At 57.2% G+C, this 23576-nt stretch carries 17 protein-coding genes and 1 pseudogene; 10 read left to right on the forward strand and 8 right to left on the reverse strand.

Annotated features, from left to right (window positions below; all coding sequences use genetic code 11):
• Positions 1–115 precede the first annotated feature (115 nt).
• Positions 116–1204 (reverse strand): chorismate synthase, encoded by a 1089-nt coding sequence (gene aroC / locus G5137_RS00070; protein ID WP_201951171.1) that lies wholly within the window; start codon positions 1202–1204, stop codon positions 116–118.
• Between the two features lie 12 nt (positions 1205–1216).
• Entirely contained in the window at positions 1217–2152 is a 936-nt protein-coding gene (prmB, locus tag G5137_RS00075) for a 50S ribosomal protein L3 N(5)-glutamine methyltransferase (RefSeq protein WP_005345333.1), read from the reverse strand.
• An 82-nt stretch (positions 2153–2234) separates the two neighbouring features.
• Between prmB and smrB the strand changes: the two genes are divergently transcribed.
• Complete coding sequence (gene smrB / locus G5137_RS00080) at positions 2235–2759, forward strand: endonuclease SmrB (RefSeq protein WP_005333198.1); 525 nt, start codon at positions 2235–2237, stop codon at positions 2757–2759.
• A gap of 17 nt (positions 2760–2776) precedes the next feature.
• Here smrB and G5137_RS00085 read toward each other — a convergent pair.
• Both G5137_RS00085 and G5137_RS00090 read right to left on the reverse strand, forming a co-directional pair.
• Positions 2777–3358, reverse strand: a pseudogene (locus G5137_RS00085) (histidine phosphatase family protein).
• 35 nt (positions 3359–3393) lie between these two features.
• Positions 3394–3729, reverse strand: coding sequence for a GFA family protein (locus G5137_RS00090; protein WP_421211118.1), 336 nt, complete (start codon positions 3727–3729; stop codon positions 3394–3396).
• Between the two features lie 392 nt (positions 3730–4121).
• Here G5137_RS00090 and G5137_RS00095 point away from each other — a divergent pair, with 392 nt between their 5' ends.
• A complete protein-coding gene (locus G5137_RS00095) occupies positions 4122–4676 on the forward strand; it encodes a porin family protein (protein WP_337072204.1) in 555 nt (184 codons plus the stop codon).
• A gap of 125 nt (positions 4677–4801) precedes the next feature.
• Here G5137_RS00095 and G5137_RS00100 read toward each other — a convergent pair whose 3' ends face one another.
• Together G5137_RS00100 and G5137_RS00105 are read right to left on the reverse strand one after the other, a co-directional pair.
• Positions 4802–6265 (reverse strand): chitinase, encoded by a 1464-nt coding sequence (locus G5137_RS00100; RefSeq protein ID WP_421254671.1) that lies wholly within the window; start codon positions 6263–6265, stop codon positions 4802–4804.
• Positions 6266–6571: 306 nt separating this feature from the next.
• Positions 6572–7792: a methyltransferase gene (locus G5137_RS00105; protein ID WP_421254672.1), complete on the reverse strand. Its 1221-nt coding sequence runs from the start codon at positions 7790–7792 to the stop codon at positions 6572–6574.
• 183 nt (positions 7793–7975) lie between these two features.
• Between G5137_RS00105 and G5137_RS00110 the strand changes: the two genes are divergently transcribed.
• Positions 7976–8554: a PhnA domain-containing protein gene (locus tag G5137_RS00110; protein ID WP_216977641.1), complete on the forward strand. Its 579-nt coding sequence runs from the start codon at positions 7976–7978 to the stop codon at positions 8552–8554.
• A 204-nt stretch (positions 8555–8758) separates the two neighbouring features.
• Here the strand turns inward: G5137_RS00110 and G5137_RS00115 are convergent, their stop codons facing one another.
• A complete protein-coding gene (locus tag G5137_RS00115) occupies positions 8759–10285 on the reverse strand; it encodes a fumarate hydratase (RefSeq protein ID WP_005351759.1) in 1527 nt (508 codons plus the stop codon).
• Between the two features lie 294 nt (positions 10286–10579).
• Between G5137_RS00115 and pabB the strand changes: the two genes are divergently transcribed.
• From pabB to G5137_RS00130, 3 genes are all read left to right on the forward strand, one after another.
• Positions 10580–11863: an aminodeoxychorismate synthase component I gene (pabB, locus tag G5137_RS00120; protein ID WP_421254867.1), complete on the forward strand. Its 1284-nt coding sequence runs from the start codon at positions 10580–10582 to the stop codon at positions 11861–11863.
• A gap of 42 nt (positions 11864–11905) precedes the next feature.
• Positions 11906–12472 carry a CoA pyrophosphatase gene (locus G5137_RS00125; RefSeq protein ID WP_268011457.1) on the forward strand — a complete coding sequence of 189 codons (567 nt, stop codon included), beginning with the start codon at positions 11906–11908 and terminating at the stop codon, positions 12470–12472.
• Positions 12473–12688: 216 nt separating this feature from the next.
• Positions 12689–13987, forward strand: coding sequence for a serine/threonine transporter (locus G5137_RS00130; RefSeq protein WP_005351750.1), 1299 nt, complete (start codon positions 12689–12691; stop codon positions 13985–13987).
• Between the two features lie 597 nt (positions 13988–14584).
• On the opposite strand, the gene sstT is transcribed toward G5137_RS00130, so the two are convergent.
• The gene (sstT, locus tag G5137_RS00135) at positions 14585–15835 is read right to left on the reverse strand and encodes a serine/threonine transporter SstT (protein ID WP_128815591.1); all 1251 of its coding nucleotides are present in this window, start codon (positions 15833–15835) and stop codon (positions 14585–14587) included.
• Positions 15836–16190: 355 nt separating this feature from the next.
• Between sstT and G5137_RS00140 the strand changes: the two genes are divergently transcribed.
• The 4 genes from G5137_RS00140 to G5137_RS00155 all read left to right on the forward strand — a co-directional run bounded on the left by G5137_RS00140 (position 16191) and on the right by G5137_RS00155 (position 23446).
• On the forward strand, positions 16191–18107 hold the full coding sequence (locus G5137_RS00140) for a RecQ family ATP-dependent DNA helicase (protein WP_421254673.1): 1917 nt from the start codon (positions 16191–16193) through the stop codon (positions 18105–18107).
• Positions 18108–18698: 591 nt separating this feature from the next.
• Positions 18699–20621: a PrkA family serine protein kinase gene (locus tag G5137_RS00145; protein ID WP_033113275.1), complete on the forward strand. Its 1923-nt coding sequence runs from the start codon at positions 18699–18701 to the stop codon at positions 20619–20621.
• A 23-nt stretch (positions 20622–20644) separates the two neighbouring features.
• Positions 20645–21916, forward strand: coding sequence for a YeaH/YhbH family protein (locus tag G5137_RS00150; RefSeq protein WP_421249828.1), 1272 nt, complete (start codon positions 20645–20647; stop codon positions 21914–21916).
• Positions 21917–21925: 9 nt separating this feature from the next.
• A complete protein-coding gene (locus tag G5137_RS00155; protein WP_040065652.1) occupies positions 21926–23446 on the forward strand; it encodes a SpoVR family protein in 1521 nt (506 codons plus the stop codon).
• Positions 23447–23576 lie beyond the last annotated feature (130 nt).

A 23576-nucleotide genomic window follows, 5' to 3' on the forward strand; every position in this document is an offset into this window, starting at 1 on the left:
GTGATAGAAGTACCGCAGAGCATAAGAACAAAGGCGACCCGAAGGTCGCCTTTGATTTGGTTGACGAACCAGCACCCTGAACAGGGTGCGATCAGTCGATGTGCAGCAAGAGCGATCAACGCAGCTGTGGGGTATGGGTCAACACCCCCTGATTCTGGGCACGATGGCGCAGCAGGTGATCCATCAACACCAGCGCCAGCATGGCTTCGGCGATGGGCACGGCGCGAATGCCGACACAGGGATCGTGACGCCCCTTGGTGATCATCTCGATTGCCTCGCCTTCGGTATTGATGGTCTTGCCCGGCACAGTGATGCTGGAAGTCGGTTTGAGCGCCATGCTCACCACAATATCCTGACCCGACGAGATGCCGCCCAGAATGCCGCCCGCATGGTTGCTGGCAAAGCCCGCCGGGGTCATCTCGTCGCGATGCTCGGAGCCTTTTTGCTCCACCACCGCAAAGCCATCACCGATCTCCACCCCTTTCACCGCATTGATGCCCATCATGGCATGGGCAATGTCGGCGTCGAGACGATCAAACACCGGCTCACCCAGGCCCACCGGCACATTGCGCGCAATGACCTGCACCTTGGCACCGATACTGTTGCCCTCTTTTTTCAGGTCGCGCATATATTGATCGAGCGCTTCCAGCTTGCCCGCATCGGGGAAGAAGAAGGGATTCTGCTCAATCTGCGCCGCGTCAAACGCCTCAGCCTTGATGGGGCCGAGCTGGGAGAGAAAACCGGTGATCTCGATGCCATGTACCTGTTTCAGGTACTTCTTGGCAATCGCCCCCGCCGCCACTCGCATCGCGGTCTCGCGGGCAGATGAGCGACCACCGCCACGATAGTCCCGCTGACCATACTTCTGGTGGTAGGTGTAGTCAGCATGACCCGGCCGGAACAGATCCTTGATATCGGAGTAATCCTTGGAGCGCTGATCGGTATTCTCGATGAGCAGCCCGATGGAGGTGCCGGTGGTCTTGCCCTCGAACACCCCGGAGAGGATCTTCACCTCGTCCGGCTCGCGGCGCGGCGTGGTGTAGCGGGAAGTGCCGGGCTTGCGCCGATCCAGATCCCCCTGCAGATCCGCTTCGCTGATCTCCAGCCCAGGCGGGCAACCATCGACCACGGCGCCCAGCGCCAGGCCGTGGCTCTCGCCAAAGGTGGTGACCCGAAAGAGTTGACCAAAACTGTTCCCTGCCATGCGCGCTCCTGCTTAGTTCTTGTAGATGGCGAAATGATCCTGATACTGCACCAGCTCTTCACGGGTCATCACAAAGACGCCGTGACCGCCGTTTTCGAATTCAACCCAGGTAAAGGGGATCTCGGGGAACTGGGCTTCCAGATGGATCATGCTGTTGCCTACTTCAACCACCAGCACACCGTTATCCTTGAGGAAATCGGCGGCATGGGCCAGCAGACGCTTGGTCAGCTTGAGACCATCGGAGCCGGACGCCAGCGCCAGCTCAGGCTCGTGACGGAACTCGTCCGGCAGATCCGACATATCTTCGGAGTCCACATAGGGCGGATTGGAGACGATGAGATCGTACTTGTCGCCCGCTGGCAGATCGCGGAACAGATCGGAACGGATCGGAATGACCTGCTGCTCCAGCCCGTGATCGTTGATATTGCGCTCGGCCACGTTCAGCGCATCGATGCTGATGTCGATGGCATCCACTTCCGCTTCCGGGAACTCGTGGGCCATGATGATGGCGATACAGCCGGAGCCAGTGCACAAGTCCATGATCCGGGTCGGTTCATGTTTGAGGAAGGGCGCGAAACGGTTGGCGACCATCTCGGCAATAGGGGAACGGGGAATGAGCACCCGCTCGTCCACGTAGAACTCCCAACCGGCATACCAGGCCTTGTTGGTCAGGTAGGCGGCCGGTACCCGCTCCTGTACACGGCGGATAATCAGCTCGGCGATGCGGTGACGCTCGCTGCTGGTGAGACGGGAGTGGCGCATGGCCGGGTCTACATCCGGTGGCAGATGTAACGCGGGCAGTACCAGCTGCACAGCTTCATCCCAGGCGTTGTCGGTTCCATGACCGTAAAAAATCCCGGCGTCGTTGAAACGACTCATGGCCCAACGCAACATGTCCTGGATGGTGTGCATCTCGGCAACCACCTCATCGATAAATATCTTGTCCAAATCCACCTCCAAGTCGAGTAATATCCGGCCCGAGCCCCGTTTACGTTGCGGGCAAGACGCATTCCTAATACATGAGCATCTGATGAAAAAAACGCCCTCACCGACAGACGAGGAAACCCTGCTGTTCCGCGATGCGATAAAAGGTACCCGGAAAATCAAGCAAGATACCATAAGGGCCGAGTTACGCCCGGTCAAGCAGAAACGCGAATTGCGCGAAACCCGCGAAAAGCTTGGGGTTGACCACTATTTCAGCGATGAGTATCAGCCCCATCTCGACGATGATGGGCCGACCCGTTACGTGCGGGAAGATGTGTCAAAATTTGAGCTGAAAAAGCTCAAGCGGGGCATTTATCCGCCGGAGATCTACCTGGATCTGCACGGCATGAACCAGCAGCAGGCAAAACAGGAGCTGGCCGCCCTGCTCACCCTCTGCCAGAAAGAGAACATTCACGTCGCCTCGGTGATGCACGGCATCGGCAAACATATTCTCAAGCAGCGCATTCCCAGCTGGCTGGCCCAGCACCCCAATGTTCGCGCCTTCCATCAGGCTCCCCGCGAATGGGGCGGCGACAGCGCCATTCTGGTGTTGCTGGATATCGAAGAGTAGAAAAAGCAGCGCACAAACTAACTCTGCCCAACCGGTCGATTGAATCGCAATGGTGATATAGAGGAGTCAAGATTGACCACCAGCATGCCGCCGTTGGGCAACTGCCACGCGAAGAAGTCATCAAATCCGGCGGTCGTTAGGGCGCGGGTCACCTTGGCGACCACACCGTGCGCCACCAGCAATACCCGCTCCCCCTGCATGGTCGAGGCCAGTGCCGTTAGTCCCTGCGAGACTCAGGCAATCACCTCATCCAGCCTCTCACCGCCAAGCGGAGCCTCCGCCCAGCGCCGGGTGATGTTGCGCACCCACAACTCGGGATAACGCGCCTTGGCCTCTAGGCCGACATGCCGTTCACGAAAGTCCGGAGCAAGTTTCACAGGCAAGCCCAACTGACGTGAGAAGATCGCGGCGCTCTCTCTTGTTCGCAGCAGGGGCGACGCCAGCAACCGCTCGAAAGGGGCCAGTGTGGTCGCTATCTCATCGGCCAGCCAGCATATATGCCGCGCGCCATCTTAGTTAAGCCCGATATCCAACGCCCCTTGATAGCGCCCCTCGGCGTTGGCTTGGGTCTCTCCATGGCGGATCACTATCAGCTCCATGGTGTACTCCTCTTTCTACGTGGAATATCGCAAAACTACTTCCCTTTCGGATAACGGGGATGATCGTCCTGGATCGGCAACCAGGAGAGCTGGCTGACGGTATGGATGTGATAGGTTGGTGCGACCGTTTCGGGGTTATCAAGTGAGACAATAGCCAGCGTCAGGTACTCGGGGTATTGAATGCTGCGATAGCTGAGGGTGGCGCCACAGGTTGCACAAAAGCCGCGTCGAATCGCCTCCGACGAGGCGTACTCAGTCAATACGCCGCATAGCCATTGCACCTGTTTCACCCGAAAATCCATCCAGGCGCCGGTCGTGCGCTGACAATCCCGGCAGTGGCAAAAATCGGTAGCAAAGGGAGCAGCTAGCACCTTGTAGCGGATTGCACCACAATGGCAACCCCCCCTCTAATATCCCGTTACGAGAAATCACCATCTTGTTTACCATCCAGTCCACGTTTGAAGGCATATATTGCCAGCCTAACATCCCGTTACACTAAGTTGATTAGTGCAGAAAACCAATGAAATTTGCGATTTATCAGCGCTCATTTCAGATAGGATTGACACATTTCACCATTGTTCAGACAGAAGATAACCACTCTCACCTCCCATCATAACAACTATGGGGGCTCTGATTATTCATCCCCCTGACAATATGAGATATTGCCACTCACTACTGGCCTGCGAATATAAGACAAGCTCACCCGAGCCCATATAAATCTGTTCGTCGCAGCCATATTCCACGCTATTTAATTGGAACCTGCATGATGAAGTTATTCACTCCCCTGGTGGTTGCCACGGCGATCTTCTCTTCCGTGGCGATAGCAACCCCCTCTCCCCATATCGTCGGCGCCACCCTTGGCTATGGCACCCAGTCATTCAAAGCACAAAATGGGGATCAGGCCGATGGCGGTGACAATATGACTGCCGATCTCTATTACCGTTATATGTTCAACGATTATATCGGTATCGATTCAGGAATATTGTTTGGTACCGGTGGCGTAGTCAGCGCCCTCTTCGATGCAACCCTCAATGACGTAAAAGATATCCATTACAAAGGGATCCGCTCTGCCTTGTATGCACAATTCCCGGTCTCTTCCGGCAACAGCTTTTATGCCAAACTGGGTGCCAACGCCCACAGAGTCGAATACACCATCAACAAGGAAGATCAGAGCAACTCCGGGGTCGGTTTGTATGGCGCTGCGGGTTGGCAATATCGCTTTGATTCGGGTATCGGACTCAATGCAGAGTACCAATATATCCCCATGCCTCGACTCGATGTCAAAGGGGTCAGTGTCGGTCTCAACTACCGTTTCTGATCCCGCCTGATGGGGCGACAACAGGCCGATAACGGGTAAAAAGCAGGGAGATATCTCCTCCCTGCAGCCTGCTTGTTTCCACTACCGATAGATCATGGTGATTGACCATGATCCCAACGGCAACCTTATTTGGTCACCACCACAGCCCAGGGGCCACCTTTGGCGGGATCATCCCCTTGCGTCCACCATTTGGCCTGATAGACGGCGCCCTTGTAGCTCACCTTGTTGCCCGCGGTATAGACCTTGCTGGCCTCCCAGGCAGGCTGGCCATCAATGGGCGGGTCAACCGGATCGACCGGGGCAGGATCGAGCTTGGCGACGATCCGCACTTTCGGCCAGTTGGCGTGGGAGCCGTAGAAGTTGGTCACGCACTTCTCGTAATCACCCGGCACCAGCGCAGAATAAGCGGTCTGAAAGCCCACCAGCTCGCACTCGAAGGAGTAACCGCCCGGGCGATCCGGATAGTATTTCCAGTTGCCATCCCAGTTGGTGTAGAGCACGTCGGTAGCGCCGTTAAGATTGAGGCTGCCATAAGGAGTCTGCTGCCAGCAGGTGTTCTTCTCATCCGCCTTGAGCGGGATCTGGTAGTGGTTGGCCAGCCCTTCCCAGTAGCGGATGCGATTGACCGGCTGCCCCTTGTCCTTGTTCTGCTCGCCGCACTCGATGCCGCCGTTGATGACGTTGATGGTGGTACCGAAGCCATAGCCGATACCAGCGTCAGCTTCCCGCTTGGAGGGTACCCAGGTGCGATCAATCACGTGCAACATGGCCGGTTTCGGGGCCTGAGGGGTGAGGAAAAACCAGATGGCAGAAGCGAGGTTGAGCCAGGAGTCAGCCACCAGCCCCGGGTTGTTGAGCAGCACTGAGGCATCGCCATCAAACATCGCCTCGGAGAAGGCACCGTAGTTGAAGTGGTAAGAAAGCTGCTTGGCGCCGCGGCCAAAGTAACCTTGTCCGGTACTACAGGGCCACTTCTTGTTTTGCCAGTCGTTCTGGCCACAGCCGGTGGTGTAGCCGGTCTGTCCCTCTGACCAGCCCATCTCCCGCACATGCACCAGCGCCTGTTGCCACTCCTCCAGCCCCAGCGGGTTATCAGAGACGTTCTCCTTGGCAATATGGCCGCCCGTCTCCTGAGAGAAGTGGGCAAAGGCCGTCACAATGGATTTTTTACAGATCGCATCAGAATCGCGCCCATCGGTATATTCACCGCAGAACGCAGGAAATTTACCGATGGCCCGCAAGAAGCGGACATAGGTATATTCCGGCGCGGCCATCTGGGTTAAATATTCCCATTCAGATTGGGGAAATACCCGTTCAACCCGTTTTACGTTGTCAGGATTGCTTGCCAGACCCGGTTCAATGGCATCGACTATTTTATTTGACCGGGTGGCCAGTGCCTTGGCCCATATTGCATACATGGGGTTGGCCGTCTTGGCCTTTTCCACAGCGGCCAGATCCGGGGCCGCAATCACATATCCTCCCGCATTTTGCGGATCGGGTTGAATATTCATGGCTGCACTCATTGCGGCATAGCTTGGCAATGTGCAAGCGGCAGCGATCAGCCAGGCACAACGCTTGGGTTTGAACATGTTTATCGTCCTTGTTTGAATTAATGCGCTCCAAGAGTAGGTGTTCCAACAACTAAATTCACGATGAAAATTAAGAAATGCGCGTAATTTGTGAACCATTTCACCTTGTGCTACTCAACGCAGCTAAAACGACATAAAAGAACTCAAACGATGACCATTTTGGCCTGTTTTGTCACCCGTATGGGGAGGCGAAAGACGATCAGATGATCTGTCACCAATTTATTATTCGTGGCAAAAAAAATGGCTGACCCGCTTCACCCGTCAGCCATCAACAATGTTCAAATAACGCTCACAAAGAGCTCGGTGTCAGGAGCGCACGGCACGGATCAGGATATTGCGCGGGGTCATGGGTTTGGCACAAAACTCCCCCACTTCGACCCGATAACCCTGCTCTTGCAAAAAGAGCGCGCGATCCAGCGCCAGCCAGATCTCGAGGGGACGGCGAAACAAATGACGCACCAGCTCCATGCGGGCGACATCACCAAAGCGACGCTCCCCATGTTCCAACCAGGCGGAATAGTCGAGCCCGGCGGGCAGCACAATCCCTTTGCGCTCGGAAGCCCAAACGCAGAACGCCTCGAAGGTGCCGGTCAGCAGGCTCTTTTGCATATTGGGCACCGGCAGATACTCATCCACCCCGCGCACCTGACGCTGCAGGCAATCAAACCCGAGCCGCCACACCACTTCCTGCTCGCGCAGGCGGGCGATCCGCGCACCGCCAGTCACCGTCTCCTGTAGCGGCAACTTGAGATCCGCTTTGCTCAACACCAGCTCGCTGGCGCTGGCCGCGGCCGACAGCGGGCGATAGTGGCTGCTGCGGATCAGGTGGTAACAACAGGGAGAGATGGTCACGCCGCTGGCACTGCGCTCGGCCACCCGTTCCAGCAGATGGGTGTGCAGCTCGCCGCAGGCATGGAGTGCCATAGCGTGATGTTCGGGGGCGATCAGCGCCGCCGACTCGGGGGCAAAAGCATCGGCGCAGGTAAAGGTCATATTGGCGCCATCTCGCTCGGCCAGCAGCCGACCTTCGTCACAAAGCTGATCTTGCAACTCCAGACTGAGGATCGGAGCCTGTCGATGAAGTGACACCAGCCGCCCAAGGTGGCCCTTGCCAGCACACCACTCCAGATAGGGGCCCTGATGGGCAGGCAGACAGGCGGTGAACGACTCGATCTGGGCCTGCTTGCGCCCCGGCATATGCAGCGCCATCTCCTTGCTGCAAGTGATTGGCTCAGGGGTAAACGGGGCAAGCTGACTGAGTTGCTGCAGCTCGGCTCCCTCGGCAATCCAGGGGGCAAGCAGACTGCTGAGGGCATCCATATCCGCATCGAGCTCTGCCAACTGGCCGAGCGTCAGCCCATTGAGCAGTACCGCCAGCTCGGGCGCCTCATCGGCAAAGGCCATGGTCAAATGATGATATGGCTGATATTGCCACCAGCGTCGGTAGCGGGTGAGCAGTCGATCCAGTTGTTGAAAACGTTGAGCCAGCACGAATGCCCCTGCCTTGCAGTCAAAAAGGAGGCTCATTCTAGCGATCCCGCTTCAAATTGCACTCTCAATACCTGACGATCAGCGCCGCGCAACAGCACAGCCAACCTTGTGAGCCAGGGCAGACCTGACAAAGTGCGGGGTTTTATGCTATATTCCGCCCCCTCTTTCACGCGCCCCGCCAACGCGGGATGCTTTACCACTAGCTATGGGACCAACAACATGACCATCAACGCCATTCTGCAAGCGCGCGCGGGCGCCAAGTGTGAACTGTGCAGCGCCGAGCAGGCGCTGACCGCCTTCGTGGTGCCTCACTCCCCCGCCAGCGACGATGATCACAGCGTTGCTATCTGTGACACCTGCCGTGGTCAGCTGGAACAACCGGATACCCTGATGGTCAACCACTGGCGTTGCCTGAGTGACAGCATGTGGAGCCAGGTGCCTGCGGTGCAGGTGATGGCATGGCGCCAGCTCAAAGCTCTCTCCGGCAAGGGTGAAGTGTGGGCTCAGGATCTGCTGGACATGATGTACATGGAAGACGAAGCCAAGGCCTGGGCTGAAGCTGGTATTGCTGACGAAGATGACGACAGCGTACCGACCGTTGACTCCAATGGCGCCGTGCTGCAAGAGGGCGACTCCGTCACCTTGATCAAAGATCTGGACGTGAAAGGCGCCGGTTTCACCGCCAAGCGCGGCACCCTGGTCAAGGGCATCCGTCTGACCAACAACCCGCTTCATATCGAAGGCAAGGTCAATGGCGTGCAGATCGTACTGGTTGCGGCCTACCTGAAAAAGGCCTAAGCCAAGGGCGATTGCTCTGCTATCTGCGGCCAGAGAACAAGCACAACGAAAAAGGATGGCGTCACGCCATCCTTTTTTTATACCTGCTTGTCGCAAACGGCCAACTTGAGCTCATAACAGACCAGCCAAAGCAACAAGGCGCATCCGGATGGACGCGCCTTGTTTACATGGCCGATGCCGTTAACCGGCAGCGAAAACGGTCACTCAGGAGGAGAGTTTGCCGTCCAGCTCTGCAATTTTCGCAGACCAGTAGGCCGGGCCGGTTTCGTGGATATTGTTGCCTTCGGAATCGACCGCAACGGTCACCGGCATATCTTCCACTTCAAACTCGTAGATCGCTTCCATGCCGAGATCGGCAAAAGCTACCACACGCGCCTTCTTGATGGCCTTGGCCACCAGATAAGCGGCGCCGCCTACCGCCATCAGATAGACGGCCTTGTGCTGCTTGATGCTCTCGACGGTTTTCGGGCCACGCTCGGATTTGCCGATCATGCCGATAAGGCCAGTCTCACCCAGCATCATGTCGGTGAACTTGTCCATCCGAGTGGAGGTGGTGGGGCCAGCCGGGCCGACCACTTCGTCGCGCACTGCATCGACCGGGCCAACGTAGTAGATGAAGCGGTTGGTGAAATCAACCCCTTCCGGCAGCCCTTCGCCATTTTTCAGCATGTCGGCGATACGCTTGTGGGCGGCGTCGCGACCGGTGAGGATCTTGCCGGAGAGCAGCACTGTATCACCGCTCTTCCAGCTGGCCAGCTCGGCCTTGGTGATGCCATCAACGTTGACGCGGCGCACGTTGCCACCCGCTTCACGGGTGATCTCCGGCCAGTCACTCAGTTTCGGCGGAGTCAGTTCGGCAGGGCCTGAACCATCCAGCTCGAAGTGAACGTGGCGGGTCGCGGCGCAGTTGGGGATCATCACCACCGGCTTGGAAGCGGCGTGAGTCGGCGCAGATTTCACCTTCACATCTAGCACGGTAGTGAGGCCGCCCAACCCCTGGGCACCGATCCCCAGCTTGTTGACCTTGTCGTAGAGCTCGACCCGCAGCTTCTCTTCAGTGGTTTGCGGGCCACGGGCGATCAGCTCCTGAATGTCGATGTGCTCCATCAGGGCCTCTTTGGCCAGTACCGCCGCTTTCTCGGCGGTACCGCCGATGCCGATGCCCAGCATGCCGGGCGGGCACCAGCCTGCGCCCATGGTCGGCACGGTTTTCAGCACCCACTCGACGATATCGTCAGAGGGGTTGAGCATCACCATCTTGGATTTGTTCTCGGAGCCGCCACCTTTGGCCGCGATGCTCACTTCCACCTTGTTGCCGGGGATCATGTCGATATGGACCACGGCAGGGGCGTTGTCTTTGGTGTTTTTGCGACTGCCAGCCGGATCGGCCAGCACGGAGGCGCGCAGCGGGTTGTCAGGATTGGTGTAGGCACGACGGGTCCCTTCGTCCACCATCTCCTGCACAGTCATGTCGCTGTCCCACTGGACTTGCATGCCAATCTTGACGAAACAGGTCACGATGCCGGTGTCCTGGCAGAGCGGACGATGACCTTCGGCGGACATGCGGGAGTTGATCAGGATCTGGGCCAGCGCATCTTTGGCGGCCGGGTTGGCCTCACGGTCATACGCCGCTTTGGCAGCCTGAACAAAATCCAACGGGTGGTAATAGGAGATGTACTGGAGGGCATCTGCGATAGAATCGATGAAATCCTGTTTTTTTATAATGCTCATATCATCCTCACTGGTCCTTGTCTCTGCCACGGAGCAGGGCAAGGGCTTCCATATGATGGGCCGTGCTGACGTGCTGGCTAAAAACTATCAACCAGCAAAAAACGAACGACACGGCAGTTTTTTCTTAAGTCACCGACACCTATGATACGCTTGCCCACCAGCACCGACTAGGGTTCGGGAACCAAACTGTTGCCTGTGTAACATAAAATGACGCCAACACTTCATATCCATCATCTAGACCATAGTGCTGAACTCCATCAGCTTTTTGCCCGCCTGCAACATCAGCCGTGGGCCATGTTGCTGGAGTCGGCGGGACCACTCGGTGCCGATAACGGCTTTGATATCATCACCGCCGATCCGCTGGCGACCCTCGAAACCCGCGGCGAGGCGACCACTCTGCGTGTCGGGATGAATATCAGCAAACACCACGAAGATCCCCTCGCTCTGCTGGCCCATACCCAGCAACAGCTGCTGGGGGAGCTGGAACTGTGCGCCACTCACCTGCCCTTTATTGGCGGCGCCCTCGGTCTGTTTGGCTATGATCTCGGCCGTCGCTTCGAACGACTGCCAGTGCAGGCCGCCGCCGATATCGCGGTGCCGGACATGGCGGTAGGCATCTACGACTGGGCGCTGCTGCGCAATGTGGCGACCGGCGACTGGCAGCTGGTGCACTGGGGGGATGAAGCGGGCCTTGCCAAGCGGCTGGCCTGGCTTGAGCAACAACAGGCCGCCCCGCTCCCCGCTTTTGCCTTGCAGGGGGAGTGGCAGAGCAATATGAGCCGCGCGGAATATGGCGAGAAGTTTGCCCGCATTCAGGAATACCTTGCCGCGGGGGATTGCTACCAGATCAACCTGACCCAGCGTTTCAGCGCCCCCTATCACGGTGATGAGTGGCAGGCCTATTGCCTGCTGGCGGCTGCCAACAAGGCCCCCTTCTCTGCCTTTATCCGCTTGCCGGATAGTGCGCTGCTGAGCCTCTCCCCCGAGCGGTTCCTGCTGCTTGATGGCCGTTATATCGAAACCAAACCTATCAAAGGCACTCGCCCTCGCCACCCCGATCCGGCGACCGATCGACAAGTCGCGCAGGAGCTGGCGCAGGCGGACAAGGACAGATCAGAGAATCTGATGATCGTTGATCTGCTGCGCAACGATATCGGTCGGGTCAGCCGGCCTGGCTCGGTCAGCGTGCCTCATCTCTTTGCGGTGGAGTCGTTTCCGGCGGTACATCATCTGGTCTCCACCATCCATGGTGAGCTGGATGCACGCTGGCAAGGGGTCGATCTGCTACGTGCCTGTTTCCCTGGTGGCTCCATCACAGGCGCCCCCAAGATCCGCGCCATGGAGATCATCGAAGAGCTGGAGCCCCAGCGCCGCAACGCCTATTGCGGCAGCATCGGCTATCTCAGCCAGCATGGCCGGATGGATACCAGCATCTGCATTCGCACTTTGATCGCCGAAGCGGGTCGCCTGCACTGCTGGGCCGGTGGCGGCATCATCGCCGACTCCGATGCCGACAGCGAATATCAGGAGACCTATGACAAGGTCGCCCGCATCCTGCCGCCGCTGTCAGGGCTGTAACCCTCGCCACTGTCTGGCCAACGCACAGGAGAGCTCCCCGCCATGGATCGCCACGAACTGCTGACCCGCTTCCAGTTGCAGCGACCCGCCCCGGCCCATCGCCTCGCCATCGGCGGGCTCAGTCCGGCGGCGGTGTTGATCCCGGTGGTGATGCGCGACGAGGGGCTCAGCGTGTTGTTGACCCAGCGCAGCCCACGGCTGCGTCATCATGGGGGGCAGATCAGCTTCCCCGGCGGGCGACAGGATCCCGGCGACGAAAACCTCATTGCCACGGCGCTGCGGGAGACCGAAGAGGAGCTCGGCATTCCGGCCCGGCTGATTGAAGTGATCGGCACCCTCAACCCGCTCAATACGGTGTCACGATTCGAGGTACTGCCGGTACTGGGACTGCTCGATGGCAACTATCCCCTCATCCTGAGTCCGGATGAGGTGGATCACGCCTTCGAAGTGCCGCTGACCCATCTGCTGGATCGGCGCAACCACATCCCCCTGACCCTTTCCAGAGGGGGGAAAGCACACACCATCTACTGGATCCCCTGGCAACAGCACTTTATCTGGGGGGCTACCGCCAGCATGATCAACCAGCTAGCCCAGCATCTCGCAAAATAACAATTTACCTACATTTGACTGAGCGAGATTTAATCATTAACACTAAAATAACGTGCCAATTGATAAACAATAATTGAATTTTTCTTGTTTTGATCACATTTCCATAAGAAAGTGCGGTTTTTCGTGCCGTAAAGATGAATTTGATCAACATTTTTGATTAGAAAAACCGTATCCTTGCGCCGACTTAATAAGAACCACACATTCGGGGTGAGATAGATGTCAAACACAGTCACTGGCACGCAGGGAGTTGCGGCGTCAACAGAGCAAGGGATCCGCTCTACTCAAACCACTCGTTGGGAAAAACGCGACTCTACCTGGGTCATCAGTCTGTTCGGGACCGCGGTTGGTGCGGGTATCCTGTTCCTGCCGATCAACGCGGGTATGGGCGGTTTCTGGCCGCTGGTCGTCATGGCGCTACTGGTAGGTCCCATGACCTATCTGGCCCACCGTGGTCTGGCCCGCTTCGTCCTTTCCTCCAAAAAGCCAAACGCAGACATCACCGAAGTGGTGGAAGAACACTTTGGCGTGGGTGCCGGTAAATTAATCACCCTGCTCTACTTCTTCGCCATCTACCCCATCGTGCTGATCTACGGCGTGGGTATCACCAACACCGTGGAAAGCTTTATGGTCAACCAGCTGCAGATGAGTGCTCCGCCGCGCTGGATCCTCTCCATCGTGCTGATCATGGGCATGATGTCGGTGATGCTGGCCGGTGAAAAGCTGATGCTGAAAGTGACCGAGCTGCTGGTTTATCCGCTGATCGCCATTCTGGCCGGTATCTCCCTCTACCTGATCCCGGACTGGACCGGCGCGGCGCTGGAGCAAGTGCCCTCTGCCAAGGATTTCGCCACTACCCTGTGGCTGACCATCCCGGTACTGGTCTTCTCCTTCAACCACAGCCCGGCCATCTCCAGCTTCTCCCTGGCCCAGCGCCGCGACCACGGTGATCAGGCTGTCGAGAAAGCCGATGCCATCCTCAAGCGTACCGCCATGGTGCTGCTGGGCTTCGTGATGTTCTTCGTCTTCTCTTGCGTCATGAGCCTGACACCGGCCCAGCTGGCAGAAGCCAAGGCTCAGAACATCGCCGTGCTCTCCTATCTGGCTAACCAGCATGCCAGCCCCATCATCTCCTACTTCGGTCCGCTGGTTGCGTTCGTGGCCATCGTCTCCTCCTTCTTCGGCCACTATCTGGGTGCCCGTGAAGGTCTGAAGGGGATGATCGTGCAGAACATGCGCAAATCCGGCAAAGAGCCGAACGCCAAGAAAGTCGAGATGTTCATCATCGCCTTCTTCATCCTGACCCTGTGGGGCACTGCCATTGCCAACCCCTCCATCCTGGGCATGATTGAATCCTTGGGCGGCCCGATCATCGCCACCATCCTGTTCATCATGCCGATGTACGCTATCAAGCGCGTACCGGCCATGGCGAAATATCAGGGCCATATCAGCAACGTATTTGTCGCTGTGATGGGGATGATCGCTATCTCCGCCATCCTCTATCAGCTGGTCGGTTAATCCCCTACCTGCCGCTGATAGCAAAAAGCCAGCCGAATAGTCGGCTGGCTTTTTTATCTCTGCAATCTGTGCCTCCGCGATTCCCCTGCTCTCTCCTTATTACTCTCCTCACCTTGTTGGATATCTGCATGCTCACAAGCACCATGACTGAGCACATCGGGCATCAACATGACCCCCCATGCCCGCAGCTCAATATCGCCAACACGTTTACTCCCCCTCACCAAACCATGATGGCGTGTCTGATAGGACGGGTTCATCTGCCGCAGCCAGCTATCTTCGTTCTTCTGTGATGCTGTGATGCTGTGATGCTGTGATGCTGTGATGCTGTGATGCTGTGATGCTGTGATTGTCCTGAAGATCTGGGGTAAGCCATAGCAATCGGCTGTTAGCAGAACAGACAAAGGTGTGTAACGCACAACAGAAGGAGGAAGCACGACTCGAAGGGATAAAGATAAGGCAGCGCCCTGGAGAAGGGCGACAGAATGTTCGGCACATCAGCCAATGAGATTGATCAAAGAGGGATACAGCGCAAAGCTGACAATAAAAAGCGCCCTCCGAAGAGGGCGCAAGTGTGTTGCGAAACTGAGCGTTACGAGATCAGGCTTCGCGGCTCGGTACCGGAGCCACATCAAGCAGGGTTTCATCTTCGGCCATGCAAGCTGCGGCGGTGAACAGCACGTCGGTGGAGCTGTTCAGCGCTGTCTCGGCAGAATCCTGCAGCACACCGATGATAAAGCCGACGGCTACCACCTGCATGGCGATGTCGTTGCTGATACCAAACAGGCTGCACGCCAGCGGGATCAGCAGCAAGGAGCCACCGGCGACACCGGACGCGCCACAGGCACTGACGGTGGCAACCACGGAAAGCAGCACGGCCGTTGCCATGTCCACTTCCATCCCCAGGGTATGTACCGCCGCCATGGCGAGCACAGTGATGGTGATGGCCGCACCGGCCATATTGATGGTGGCACCCAGCGGGATGGAGACCGCGTAGGTATCTTTGGGCAGGCGCAGTTTTTCACACAGCGCCATGTTGACCGGAATGTTGGCGGCAGAGCTGCGGGTAAAGAATGCGGTAACGCCGCTCTCTTTGAGGCAGGTCAGCACCAGCGGATAAGGGTTGCGCTTGATCTTCCAGAAGACGATCAACGGGTTGACCACGAAGGCGATAAACAGCATGCAGCCGATCAGCACCACCAGCAGTTGGGCATAGCCAAACAGGGCGTCAAAGCCGGTCTCTGCCAGCGTGGAGGCAACCAGACCCAGGATCCCGAGCGGGGCACAGCGGATCACCGCTTTCACGATGGCGGAGACACCGTGAGACAGGTCAGTGATCAGCGCCTTGGTGCTCTCGTTGGCATGGCGCATGGCGATACCCAGACCGATGGCCCACGCCAGGATCCCGATATAGTTGGCATCCATCAGCGCCTTGACCGGGTTGGTCACCACGTTGAACAGCAGGGTCTGCAGCACCTCGGTGATCCCGCCTGGTGGGGTGATCTCGGCAGTATTGGCCACCAGATGGAGGTTGGAGGGAAACAGGAAGCTGGCAATCACCGCGACCACGGCCGCAGAGAAGGTACCAAACAGATAGAGCAGCAGGATCGGTCGCATATTGGTCTTCTGACCCTGCTTGTGACCAATGATGGCCGCCATCACCAGTACGAATACCAGCAGCGGGGCTACCGCTTTCAGTGCGCCAACGAACAGACTGCCGAGCAGACCAGCCGTTTTCGCCCACTCGGGGGCAAACATCGCCAGCAAGATACCGAATACCAGACCAACCAGGATCTGGCTGACCAGACTGGTGCTATTGACCAGCCGAAGGAGGGGGTGTTGTTGTGTCATCAAAAAAGTCCCTAAGCACCGTAGTGCATGAATCATGAGTCCTGTCTGCAACCACTCATCGGGAGACCCCTGTCGCCCGGATGTGGTGTCTGTGGCCAGCCTTCTGCCGGGCCGATCCGCCAGTCACCGGATTGCATGACGGAATATCCCATTCGCCATCTTTTTTTTCCAGAGACTCACCAAAAAATATCCCGTTTCCATCACAAAAAACCGCAACAAAACCTTAACCACAGCGCAACCACCCATTTTTGTACGTTTTATCGACACTCTCTGCCCTTACCCTCACGACCATTCCTGTGTCACCCGTGACCGGCATCGCTGTGCTATCATCCCCCATTTGCCGCGGAGCCTTGCCATGATCCCATCCCTGCTCAACCAATATTTTGGTTTCTCCGCACTCAGGCCAGGTCAGGAAGCGGTGATCAGCCGGGTGCTGGCAGGTCAGAGTGCCGCCGCCATCTTTCCCACCGGCTCCGGCAAGTCCCTCTGTTATCAACTGCCGGCCCTCGCCCTGCCTCACCTGACCCTAGTTATCTCGCCGCTACTGGCGCTGATGCACGATCAGCTCGCCTTCCTTAAAAGCAAGGGAATAAGCGCCGCTACCCTCGACTCAAGCCAGAGCCCGGAGGAGAGCCGACGAGTGATGCAGCAGGCGCTGGATGGCCAGCTCAAGATCCTGATGATCTCGGTGGAGCGACTCAAGAACGAGCGCTTTCGCCGCTTTATCCAGCAAGTGCCGCTCTCGCTGCTGGTCGTCGATGAGGCGCACTGTATCTCGGAGTGGGGCCACAACTTTCGCCCCGACTACCTCAAGCTGCCGAGCTATTGCCATGATCTGAAGATCCCGCAGGTATTGCTGCTCACCGCCACCGCCACACCGGCGGTGATTCAGGATATGCAGACCAAATTCGGCATCGCGCCGGAGGGGGTCGTGGTCACCGGTTTCTACCGCCCCAATCTTGATCTGGCGGTCATTCCCCTGTCGCCCGACGCGCGGGATAGCTGGCTCGCGCAGGAGTTGGCCAACGATCCGGCGGCCCCCACCATCGTCTACGTCACTTTGCAACACACCGCAGAAGCCTGTGCCGAGCAACTCATTAGAGAAGGGATCAACGCCCGCGCCTATCATGCCGGACTCGACTCGGTGCTGCGCAGTCAGATCCAGCACGACTTCATGGCGGGCAAGGTGGATTGCATCGTCGCCACCATCGCCTTTGGGATGGGGATCGACAAAGCGGATATCCGGCGGGTCATTCACTACGATCTGCCCAAATCCATCGAAAACTACAGCCAGGAAATTGGCCGCGCCGGACGGGATGGCCAGCCATCGCGCTGTATCGTGCTGGCCAACCAGAGCCAACTACCGGTGCTGGAGAACTTCGTCTACGGCGATACGCCGGATTTGAGTGCCATCCTCCAGCTCCTTGCCATCATCAAGCAGAGCGGGAGCGAGTGGGAATTCACCCTGCTGCGCCTCTCCAACGACACCAATATCCGCCAGTTGCCCCTTAAAACCCTGCTGGTCTATCTGGAGATGACAGGCATCATCACCCCGGCCTACAGCTACTACGCCGACTACCGCTTCAAGTTTGTGCTGGATAAAGGCGAGATAGTGAGCCGCTTCAATCCGGATCGTCGCCAGTTTCTGGAGCAACTGTTCGCCTGCGCCCCGCAAGCGCGCAGCTGGTGCACCATGGACTTTGACGCCCTCTGGCAGGGCTATCAGGGGGAGCGACAGCGGGCGGTTGCGGCGCTCGACTACCTGCAGCAGCAAGGCTGGATCGAGCTTGAAAGCAAACAGATGACCGAGGTCTACCGGATCACCCGTCAGAGGTGGGACAACGAGCAGGAAGCAAATGCCCTGCACGCCCTGTTCCTGCAAAAAGAGCAGAGTGAGCTGGCCAGACTGCAAGCCATGCTCGACTTTTTCACCTCGGATGAGTGCCTGAGTCACCGCCTCGCCCGCTATTTTGCCGATGAGGTGGCGCCGGTTCATTGTGGCCACTGTTCGGTTTGTCGCGGCGAGGTGGCACATCTCCCTCCCCTGCCCCCACTGACCATGCCAAACGCGGCGGGGATCCGTGCCTGGTGCGATCCGCTGATTACCAAAACCGGTTCGGTGGATGCTCGTGTTCTGGCCCGTTTCCTGTGCGGCATCACCACACCGCTGACCAGCCGGGTCAAAGCCAAATCGCTGGCGGGCGCAGGCCAGTTGGCCGCCCACCCGTTTGCCAGCGTCCTGGCGGCCGTGCAACAAGCCTACCCTTGCTAGATGAGTGCTGGCGGCGTCAATAGCCACCAACAGAAACAAGCGTTTACAGACGCAGAAAAAGAAGACCCTCGCGGTTGCGAGGGTCAAGCCAACGGAAACGTGCTTAAACAGAGCTTGGTGAGGCAACAGTCAACTCTCTTGCTAAAGCATCTTGCTGCTCACACCTCGCCAATCTAGGGCACTCAAAATGTAGCGTCAATGTAAAAATTAGAGCCAAAACTCCAAACAGAGTGATTTACGTTGACGTTCACGTAATGACATTCTCATCCATAACCCCGCCAACCCGCAGCCCTATTGCCTTTCGTCAAACCCCTTAATCTTTTCGCAATAAGTTCCCTCTTTCCCATAAACATTTATTTTTTATGTCTTTGACATTTGCCTCACTATCGTGGCAAAAATAATTTAACAGTCAGTAACATAGCGGTGTTGTTGACTGACCCTCCCCGCACAAGGATCGGGCAGGTTTCTTCAGAATTTAACCTATCAACCGTGATGGATTACTGGAGTCTGTTGACTAGGCTTTAAAAGCGCACAACACAAAAGCAGTCATCCACTTTTTTCAGGGTAAGCGACTATAACGAGGGCAAAGTTATGGGCATATTCGAGCATTACCAACAGCGATATGAAAAAGCGAGAGAAGAGGAATATACCATCCAGGAGTTCCTGGATATGTGTAAGCAGGACAAAGCCTGCTACGCCTCCGCAGCCGAACGTCTGCTGACCGCCATTGGTGAGCCGGAGATGGTAGACACCTCAGCCAACCCCAGACTGAGCCGACTCTTCTCCAACCGCGTCGTGGCACGCTATCCCGCCTTCAAGGATTTCTACGGGATGGAAGAGGCCATCGAACAGATCGTCTCCTACCTCAAACACTCCGCCCAGGGGCTGGAGGAGAAGAAACAGATCCTCTATCTGCTGGGCCCCGTTGGCGGCGGTAAATCCTCGCTGGCAGAGAAACTCAAATCCCTGATGCAGAAGGTGCCCATCTATCGCATCAAGGGCTCACCAGTCAACGATCACCCCTTCTGTCTGTTTGACATCGAAGAGGATGGAGAGATCCTGGAGAAAGAGTACGGCATCCCGCGCCGTTACCTGCGTCCCATCATGTCCCCCTGGGTGGCCAAACGCCTGCACGAGTTTGGCGGCGACATCACCAAGTTCAAGGTGGAGAAGGTCAACCCCTCCATTCTCGATCAGATTGCCATTGCCAAAACGGAACCGGGTGATGACAACAACCAGGATATCTCCTCACTGGTCGGCAAGGTAGACATCCGCATGCTGGAGCACTTCGCCCAGGATGACGCCGATGCCTACTCCTACTCAGGCGCGCTGTGTAAAGCGAACCAGGGGGTGATGGAGTTTGTCGAGATGTTCAAAGCGCCCATCAAGGTGCTGCACCCGCTGCTGACAGCGACCCAGGAGGGTAACTACAACGGTACCGAAGGGCTCTCCGCCCTCCCCTTTGACGGCATTCTGCTGGCCCACTCCAACGAATCCGAGTGGCAGCAGTTCCGCAACAACAAGAACAACGAGGCCTTCCTCGACCGGGTTTACATCGTCAAGGTACCTTACTGCCTGCGCGTCTCCGAAGAGGTGAAGATCTACGAAAAACTGTTGGTCAACAGCGAATTGACCGAGGCCAAATGCGCTCCGGGCACCCTCGAGCTGCTGGGCCAGTTCTCGGTACTGTCACGGTTGAAAGAGCCGGAAAACTCCAGCATCTACTCCAAGATGCGGGTCTATGATGGCGAGAGCCTGAAAGACACCGATCCCAAGGCGAAGAGCTATCAGGAGTATCGCGACTACGCAGGTGTAGATGAAGGGATGAATGGTCTCTCTACCCGCTTCGCGTTCAAGATCCTCTCCCGCGTCTTCAACTTCGACCACGCGGAAGTGGCCGCCAACCCGGTGCACCTCTTCTATGTGCTGGAGCAGCAGATCGAGCGCGAACAGTTCCCGCAAGAGCTGCACGATCGCTACCTTGAGTTCATCAAGGGCTATCTGACCCCGCGCTATGTGGAGTTCATCGGCAAGGAGATTCAGACCGCCTATCTCGAGTCCTACTCCGAGTACGGTCAGAACATCTTCGATCGCTACGTCACCTACGCCGACTTCTGGATCCAGGATCAGGAGTACCGTGACCCCGAAACCGGCCAGCTGTTTGATAGAGCGTCCCTCAACAGCGAGCTGGAGAAGATTGAAAAACCCGCCGGGATCAGCAACCCGAAGGATTTCCGTAACGAAATCGTCAACTTCGTGCTGCGTGCCCGGGCCAACAATGCAGGCCGTAACCCCAACTGGACCAGTTACGAGAAGCTGCGCACCGTGATCGAGAAGAAGATGTTCTCCAACACGGAAGAGCTGCTGCCGGTTATCTCCTTCAACAGCAAAACCTCGGCCGAGGAGCAGAAGAAGCACGATAACTTTGTCGAACGGATGATGGAGAAAGGCTACACCCGTAAACAGGTGCGACTGCTCTCCGAATGGTATCTCAGGGTACGCAAGTCATCCTGACCCTGACTGTTCAAGGGGGAGTTATGGCGCATTTTATCGACCGCAGGCTCAACGGCAAAAACAAAAGCGCTGTCAATCGGCAGCGCTTCATCCGCCGCTACAAGAAGCAGATAAAACAAGCGGTCTCGGATGCTGTCTCCAAGCGCAGCATTCAGGACGTAGACAAGGGTGAGAGCATCAGCATCCCGACCAAGGATATCGGCGAGCCCCATTTTCATCAGGGGCACGGCGGTAAACGGGAGATGGTGCATCCCGGCAATGATCAGTTCGTCTCCGGCGACAAGATTGACCGCCCCAAAGGAGGGGGCGGTGGACAGGGTTCCGGCGAGGGACAGGCATCCAATCAGGGTGAAGGGGCCGATGATTTCGTGTTCCAGATCTCCAAGGATGAGTATCTCGATCTGCTGTTTGAAGATCTGGAGCTACCCAGGCTGCAGAAAACCCAGCTCAATCAGCTGATGGAGGTCAAAACCTATCGGGCGGGCTACACCTCAAACGGGGTGCCCGCCAACATCAACGTGGTGCGTTCCCTGCAAAATTCGCTGGCGCGGCGCATGGCGCTGCAAGCGGGCAAGAAACGCCAACTGCACCAACTGGAAGAGCGGCTGGCTCTGCTGGCCACCGATCCCAACGAGCACTTTGCCGAAATAGCCCTGCTCGAGAAGGAGATCAGGGAGCTGAAACGACGGATAGACGCGGTGCCGTTTATTGACACCTTCGACCTCAAATTCAACAACTTCGTCAAACGGCCCGTCCCTTCCAGTCAGGCGGTGATGTTCTGTCTGATGGACGTATCGGGCTCCATGGATCAGGCCACCAAGGAGATGGCCAAGCGTTTCTATATCCTGCTCTATCTGTTCCTGAGCCGGACCTATAAGAATGTCGAGGTGGTCTATATCCGCCACCATACCCAGGCCAAGGAGGTGGACGAGCACGAGTTCTTCTACTCCCAGGAGACCGGCGGCACTATTGTCTCCAGTGCGCTCAAGATGATGAATGACATCATCAACGAGCGTTACCCCGCCAACCAGTGGAACATCTATGCGGCGCAGGCGTCGGATGGTGACAACTGGGCTGATGACTCACCGCAGTGCAGGGAGATCCTGGCGCGGGACATCATGCCAAGGGTGAGGTACTACTCCTACATCGAGATCACCACCCGTGCCCACCAGACCCTGTGGCACGAATATGAGTCGGTAGCCAGCCAGTTCCCCCACTTTGCGATGGAGCACATTCGCAAGGTCGAGGATATCTATCCGGTGTTCCGCGAGCTGTTCAAGAAACAAGCGGCGTGAGGAGGTCACATGATCGAAACAGAAAAACGTGTAGCGCCACTGGATGACGGACCAGACTGGAACTTCGATCTGCTGGAGACCTATCACCAGGAGATCGCCCGGGTCGCCCGTTTCTACAAGCTGGATACCTACCCCAACCAGATCGAGGTGATCACCGCCGAGCAGATGATGGATGCCTACTCCAGCGTTGGCATGCCCATCGGCTATCAGCACTGGTCATTCGGCAAGCGCTTTATCCATACCGAGCGCAACTACAAGCGCGGCCAGATGGGGCTGGCCTACGAGATCGTCATCAATTCCGATCCCTGTATCGCCTACCTGATGGAGGAGAACACCATGCCGATGCAGGCGCTGGTGATGGCCCACGCCTGCTACGGTCATAACTCCTTCTTCAAGAACAACTACCTGTTCAAGGCCTGGACCGATGCCTCCTCCATCATCGACTACCTGCTGTTCGCCAAGAACTACATCACCCAGTGTGAAGAGAAGCATGGCATCGAGGCGGTGGAACAGCTGCTCGACTCCTGCCATGCCCTGATGAACTTCGGGGTGGATCGCTACAAGCGTCCACAGAAGATCTCGATGGCTGAGGAGAAGCGGCGTCAGAAGGCGCGGGAAGATTATCTGCAGACTCAGGTCAACGAGCTGTGGCGAACCCTGCCCAAGCAGCATAAAGCCGCTGGTGTGGAGGACAGGCGCTACCCCGCCGAACCCCAGGAGAACATTCTCTACTTTATCGAGAAGAATGCCCCCTTGCTGGAGCCCTGGCAGCGGGAAGTGGTGCGCATCGTGCGCAAGATAAGCCAGTATTTCTATCCGCAAAAGCAGACTCAGGTGATGAATGAGGGGTGGGCCACCTTCTGGCACTACACCATCCTCAATCACCTCTATGACGAGGGCAAGCTGAGCGATCGCTTCATGATGGAGGTGCTGCATAGCCACACCAACGTGGTTTATCAACCTGCTTACAACAGCCGCTACTACTCGGGGATCAACCCTTATGCGCTGGGGTTTGCCATGTTTACCGACCTGCGCCGCATCTGCGAGAACCCGACCGAGGAAGATAGATACTGGTTCCCCGACTATGCCGGCAGCAACTGGGTCGACACCCTCCACTTTGCCATGCAGAACTTCAAGGACGAGAGCTTTATCAGCCAGTTCTTAAGCCCGAAAGTGATGCGGGATATGAAGCTGTTCGCTATTGATGACGACGATCTGAAGAACTATCTGAAGGTCTCCGCCATCCACAATGACGAGGGGTACCGTCAGGTGCGCAATACTCTGTCGGCCCAGTACAACCTCAGCAATCTGGAACCCAATATTCAGGTGTACAACGTCGCCGTGAAGGGGGATCGCTCCCTCACCCTGCGCTATGTGCCCCACAACCGCATCCCCCTTGGCGACTCTCGCCATGAGGTGCTCAAGCACCTCCATCAACTGTGGGGATTCGACGTGGTGCTGGAGCAGGACAACGGTGAACTGCCACCCGATATTATCGGCCGCTGCCCGGAGCGTAAGCCGGGTATCTGAACCATGCTACCTCGCAAATTGCCCACTTCGGTGGGCCATTTTTTCGGCCTTCGCCTCTGCCTGCATCATCGCAGCACTACCTGAATAACCCGAACAAACCACAACATAGAAAGAGGCCCGCATGGGTGCG

Source organism: Aeromonas sp. 600282, assembly GCF_049175755.1.
Classification (GTDB): Bacteria; Pseudomonadota; Gammaproteobacteria; order Enterobacterales; family Aeromonadaceae; genus Aeromonas; species Aeromonas veronii_A.